General features: G+C 67.8%; 5 protein-coding genes, 1 other RNA gene and 2 pseudogenes. 6 read left to right on the plus strand and 2 right to left on the minus strand.

Annotated features, from left to right (window positions below):
- The 3 genes and pseudogenes from Q0W90_RS23140 to Q0W90_RS23150 form a co-directional block, all read left to right on the plus strand.
- Positions 1-140, plus strand: a pseudogene (locus Q0W90_RS23140) (FAD-dependent oxidoreductase); the annotation flags it as partial.
- A gap of 93 nt (positions 141-233) precedes the next feature.
- Positions 234-479, plus strand: a complete 246-nt coding sequence (locus Q0W90_RS23145) for a hypothetical protein (protein WP_297596631.1) — start codon at positions 234-236, stop codon at positions 477-479.
- Between the two features lie 91 nt (positions 480-570).
- The gene (locus Q0W90_RS23150; RefSeq protein WP_297700132.1) at positions 571-2,160 is read left to right on the plus strand and encodes a CYTH and CHAD domain-containing protein; all 1,590 of its coding nucleotides are present in this window, start codon (positions 571-573) and stop codon (positions 2,158-2,160) included.
- A gap of 30 nt (positions 2,161-2,190) precedes the next feature.
- Here the strand turns inward: Q0W90_RS23150 and rnpB are convergent.
- An RNA gene (gene rnpB, locus Q0W90_RS23155) (RNase P RNA component class A) lies at positions 2,191-2,592 on the minus strand.
- Positions 2,593-2,702: 110 nt separating this feature from the next.
- On the opposite strand from rnpB, the gene Q0W90_RS23160 reads away from it, so the two are divergent.
- A complete protein-coding gene (locus Q0W90_RS23160) occupies positions 2,703-3,413 on the plus strand; it encodes a 2OG-Fe(II) oxygenase (protein ID WP_297596635.1) in 711 nt (236 codons plus the stop codon).
- A gap of 6 nt (positions 3,414-3,419) precedes the next feature.
- Here the strand turns inward: Q0W90_RS23160 and Q0W90_RS23165 are convergent, their stop codons facing one another.
- The gene (locus tag Q0W90_RS23165; RefSeq protein WP_297776881.1) at positions 3,420-4,052 is read right to left on the minus strand and encodes a class I SAM-dependent methyltransferase; all 633 of its coding nucleotides are present in this window, start codon (positions 4,050-4,052) and stop codon (positions 3,420-3,422) included.
- A gap of 46 nt (positions 4,053-4,098) precedes the next feature.
- On the opposite strand from Q0W90_RS23165, the gene Q0W90_RS23170 reads away from it, so the two are divergent.
- Both Q0W90_RS23170 and Q0W90_RS23175 read left to right on the plus strand, forming a co-directional pair.
- A complete protein-coding gene (locus Q0W90_RS23170; RefSeq protein ID WP_297700136.1) occupies positions 4,099-4,677 on the plus strand; it encodes a helix-turn-helix domain-containing protein in 579 nt (192 codons plus the stop codon).
- Between the two features lie 74 nt (positions 4,678-4,751).
- Positions 4,752-4,993 (plus strand): annotated as a pseudogene (locus tag Q0W90_RS23175) (cytochrome P450); the annotation flags it as partial.

A 4,993-nucleotide genomic window follows, 5' to 3' on the forward strand; every position in this document is an offset into this window, starting at 1 on the left:
CCAACTTGAACGGTGACCTGTCACCCATCGCGATACCCGCGATCGTGGGTCGGGGCCCGCTGCAATTCATCCCGCCGATCGCATTCGGACGAGGCCTTCGCCCCGAACACGTACGCACTCCAGACGTGCACACGGCCTAAGGCTTTCCGGCGACGGTGTCGATATTCGGGTTCTCGGCCCGCACGTCGCGCTGTGACGGCACAATGCAACGAAGGCTACGAAGGAGATTGCACATGAATCGCCGCCGCGGGCTTGCCGCATTGCTGGTGTTCTCGGGCGTGACGGCCGTTCCCGCAATACTTACCGCCGTGCCGTCTGCCGATCGGGTGGAGGCGAGCGTGTGCGTCAGCGCCGGACGGCGCGTCTCGGTGAGCGGGTGCACCAACATCGCCGACAACATCGCACGCTATGCTCCGCCGCCGGCCGTCTATGCGCCGCTGCCGGAGGACGAGGTCCCCCCTCCACCGCCGCCGCCATAACCTGGTCATCGCGGTATGGCAGGCTATGGGTCTCATCCCCACCGTCCATCACGTTCAAGGCCGCGGCGACGCGCCGTCAACGGAGCCGAAGATGCCTGCAAAAACGCCGCAGACCTCGCGTCATCTGGAGGTAGAGCGCAAGTTCGATGTTGGCGAGTTCACGGTTTCGCCTTCGTTCGAAGGGATTGCCGCGGTTGCCCACGTCGAGAAGTCACCGGCGCAAACCCTGGATGCGACGTACTTCGACACGTCCGCGCATGACCTCGCGCGCAACAAGATCACCCTGCGCCGCCGTACCGGTGGCTCCGACGCGGGATGGCATCTGAAGCTGCCGGCCGGGCCCGACGCGCGAACCGAGGTCCGCACACCGCTGGACGCATCCGGACCGGGCGGGACCAACACCGTCCCCAACGAGTTGGCGGATGTCGTGCTGGCGATCGTGCGTGACCGTCCACTGCAACCGGTCGCGCGCATCACCACCGAGCGCGAGAGCCAGGTGTTGTACGACGCGGCGGGCACCGCGCTGGCCGAGTTCAGCAACGACCGCGTCACCGCGTGGTCGACGCGGGGCCCCGACGACAGCTCCGAAGCCACCTCCGATGACACCGACGATGGCACCGACGCGCCGCCCATTCAGCAGGAGTGGCGGGAGTGGGAATTGGAGCTGCTCGATGCGGGCGGTCAATCCAATGGCGCGGCCGGCACCGAGCTGCTGAACCGGTTGAGCAACCGGCTGCTGGACGCCGGCGCCGTGCCGGCCGGACACGGCTCCAAGCTGGCGCGGGTGCTCGGCACCACGCCACCGCCCAACGGTGCGCAGCCGTCCGGGGATCCGTTGCAGCGCGCCATAGCCGAGCAGGTCCGCGAGCTTCTGGTGTGGGATCGCGCCGTGCGCGCCGACGCCTACGATTCCATCCACCAGATGCGGGTGACCACCCGCAAGCTGCGCAGCCTGCTGCGTGATTACCAGGATTCGTTCGGGTTGCCCGAGGAAGTGTGGGTGCTGGACGAGCTGCGTGAGCTCGCCGCGATTTTGGGCACGGCGCGCGACGCCGAGGTGCTGGCCGAGCGATACGAGCGTGACTTGGACCGGCTCGCACCGGAATTGGTGCGTGGTCAGGTGCGCGAACGTCTGGTGGGGGGCGCCCAGCGTCGCTACCAGACCGGGCTGCGCCGGTCATTGGTCGCCATGCGGTCGCAGCGGTACTTCCGTCTGCTCGACTCCCTTGACGTGATTGCGGCTCAAGCCCCCGGCGCGGCCTCGGCCGAGGAACAGGCGTCGGTAACCATCGACACCGCCTACCAGAAAGTCCGCAAGGCCGCCAAGGCGGCCGCCCAGGTCGACAGGGAGCAGCCCGACGACCACCACCATCGCGACGAATCGATACACCGAATCCGCAAGCGCGCCAAGCGGCTTCGGTACACCGCGGCCGCTACCGGAGCGGACAAGGTGTCCGAGCGGGCCAAGGCCGTCCAGTCGCTGCTCGGTGATCATCAAGACAGCGTGGTCAGCCGAGAACACCTGCGCCAGGAGGCGGACATCGCCCACGCCGCCGGCGAAGACACCTTCACCTACGGGCTGCTGTATCAGCGGGAGGCCGACTTGGCGCAGCGGTGCCGCCGCGAGCTGGACGGCACCCTGCGCAAACTCGCCAAAGCTGTGCGCAAGGCGCGGCACTAACAGCCGAGCGGCGCCAGGGCGAGGCCGGGGCGGACGAGTTGGCCTGTAAGCCGGATTCTGTTCCCCACCGCCGCGCCTGAGCAACGGCGGTGCGGCGGCGACCATCCATCTGGACACACCGTCACCGGGTGCCTCGAGCGGCCTACCCGCAGGCTCGGGCGAGCAGCCCTCGAACGCCTGCGCGGCCGCACCAGCGGTGCGGCCTTCTTGGCCTTGCTTCGGGTGGGGTTTGCCTAGCCACCCCGGTCACCCGGGATGCTGGTGCGCTCTTACCGCACCGTTTCACCCTTACCACCGCGAGGGTGGCGGTCTGCTTTCTGTGGCACTTTCCCGCGAGTCACCTCGGATTGCCGTTAGCAATCACCCCGCTCTGTGAAGTCCGGACTTTCCTCGAACCGCCTTGCGACGGCCCGCGGCCGCCCGGCCAACTCGTCCGCGACGATAAACGGTACCCGCTGCGCCGTGCCGGGGCCAGCAACGCATTCCGGCGGCCCGGCCGGCGCTATCTATGGTGGAGTGGCACCCAAGACACGGAGGCCGTGATGTCCCAGTGGAAAAGGCGTGTCGACTCGGGCGACTGGGATGCCATCGCCGCCGCGGTCGACGAATACGGCGGGGCGCTGTTGCCGCGGCTGGTCACGTCGGCCGAAGCGGCGCGGCTGCGCAAGCTCTACGCCGACGACGCTCTGTTCCGTTCCACCATCGACATGGCGCCCAAACGCTATGGCGCCGGGCAGTACCGCTACTTCCACGCGCCCTACCCTCAACCGATCGAGGAACTCAAACAGGCGCTGTATCCCCGGCTGCTGCCGATAGCCCGCGACTGGTGGGGCAGGCTCGGCCGGGAGACGCCGTGGCCGGACCGCCTCGACGATTGGCTGGCGACCTGCCACGCCGCCGGCCAGACCCGGTCCACCGCCCTGATGCTGAAATACGGTGCGGGCGACTGGAATGCGCTGCACCGGGACCTCTACGGGGACTTGGTTTTCCCCCTGCAGGTGGTGATCAACCTCAGCGACTCAGAGGCCGATTACACCGGCGGTGAATTCCTGCTTGTCGAGCAGCGACCGCGGGCGCAATCACGGGGCACTGCAACACAATTGCCGCAGGGGCACGGCTACGTCTTCACCACGCGGGAGCGGCCGGTGCGGTCGGCCCGCGGTTGGTCCGCGGCACCGGTACGCCACGGTGTGTCCGTGGTTCGCTCCGGAGCGCGCTACGCCATGGGACTGATCTTTCACGACGCGGCCTGAACCCGGCTATTGCGCTCGCCGCAAGACCATCACATTGTCGACCATCGTCCCGACTTCCCCGTTCGGCCCGACCATTTCGCGGTCGACGGTCTCGGTCCGCGGCGGTGCCCACCGCGGTGTGTGCAACCGCAACGACGCGAGGACCTCGGCGACGCCGGGAAAGTGGTGACCGTCATGCTGGGCCCATGGCGGGGCCGCTCCGTGGTCGACGATCAACAGCACGCCACCGGGATTGACCTGACCGGCCGCGCGCCGCAGCACGGTTTCCCGGTCGAGGTGAGCGGGCGAGTGGAGATACTGGGCCGAGATCAGGTCGAACATCCCGTGCGGGAAGGTCTCGTTGAGATCGTGTCGCTGAAAGTCGATGCGGGCGATCAATTTCCGTGCCAATGCGGCCTCGCTGGCCCGCCGCAGCGCGGTGGCCGAGACGTCGACGGCCACGACGTCCCAGCCGCGCTCCGCCAGCCACAGCGCATCGGCGCCCTCGCCGCACCCCAGATCGAGAGCCCGTCCCGGCGGCAACTCGGCGGCCAATTCGGCCAGCCGCGGATTGACCCGTCCACTCCACACTCGCTCCGCGGAGCGGTAGCGATCTTCCCAGAACTGCTGGGCATCTTCGGGTTTGCAAGAACTGTCCACACCGCGAGCTTGCCCATTCCGAATTGGTTTGCCAAGCTGAATTGCCATGCAGGCAAACACTGCGGAAGATTCGATTGACCTCTTGGTGCGGCGGCGACTCCGGGAACTGCGCGTGCAGCGGGGCATGACGCTGCAGCAGGTCGGCGAGCGCGCCGGCATCGACATCTCGACGCTGAGCCGCCTCGAGTCCGGCAAACGCCGGCTGGCACTGGATCATCTACCGCGTCTGGCCAGGGCCCTCTCGGTGAGCACCGACGAGTTGTTGCAGGCCTCGCAAGCGCCCGACCCCCGGGTGCGCGGCGCGGCACACACCCACCACGGTGTCACCTATTGGCCGCTGACCCGCCAGGGTCCCGCCGGTGGCCTGCACGCGTTCAAGGTTCGCGTCAGCGCCCGGCGCCGCAACCCACCCGCCGACCTGCCGGTGCACGAGGGGCAGGACTGGATGTATGTCCTTTCCGGCCGGATGCGGCTCATCCTCGGCGACCGCGACTTCACCATCGACCCAGGCCAGGCCGTCGAATTCTCGACGTGGACGCCGCACTGGTTCGGTGTGGTGGACGGGCCGGTGGAGGCCATCGTGATCTTCGGTCCGCACGGCGAGCGGCTGCACCTGCACGATTAGCGGCCGAGCCCTGATTGAGCGATCGCTCAGCATTCACCATTGCCCGGCGGGGACGTTGGTGTCAGGCTGACCAGATGACAGAAGCCGAAAGTTTCGTCGACCAGACGGTGACGGGGCTCGCGGAGCCGCAACCGATGTACAAGGCATTGCGCGAATCCAGCCCGGTGTTCCGGTCGCCGCAGGCGGTGGTTCTGAGTCGCCTCGCCGACATCGAGATGGCGCTCAAGCACACGGAGTTGTTCTCGTCGAACATGGACGCGGTCGATCTGGGCAACATCCGCCCGCTGATTCCGCTGCAAATCGACCCGCCCGAGCA

This window comes from Mycobacterium sp. (assembly GCF_025933915.1).
Taxonomy (GTDB): Bacteria; Actinomycetota; Actinomycetes; order Mycobacteriales; family Mycobacteriaceae; genus Mycobacterium.

Bases quoted from the DNA above. Each gene is read 5' to 3' on its own strand.
- Q0W90_RS23150 (WP_297700132.1), top strand. From the start codon at position 571: ATGCCTGCAAAAACGCCGCAGACCTCGCGTCATCTGGAGGTAGAGCGC.
- Q0W90_RS23160 (WP_297596635.1), top strand. From the start codon at position 2,703: ATGTCCCAGTGGAAAAGGCGTGTCGACTCGGGCGACTGGGATGCCATC.
- Q0W90_RS23170 (WP_297700136.1), top strand. From the start codon at position 4,099: ATGCAGGCAAACACTGCGGAAGATTCGATTGACCTCTTGGTGCGGCGG.
- Q0W90_RS23145 (WP_297596631.1), top strand. From the start codon at position 234: ATGAATCGCCGCCGCGGGCTTGCCGCATTGCTGGTGTTCTCGGGCGTG.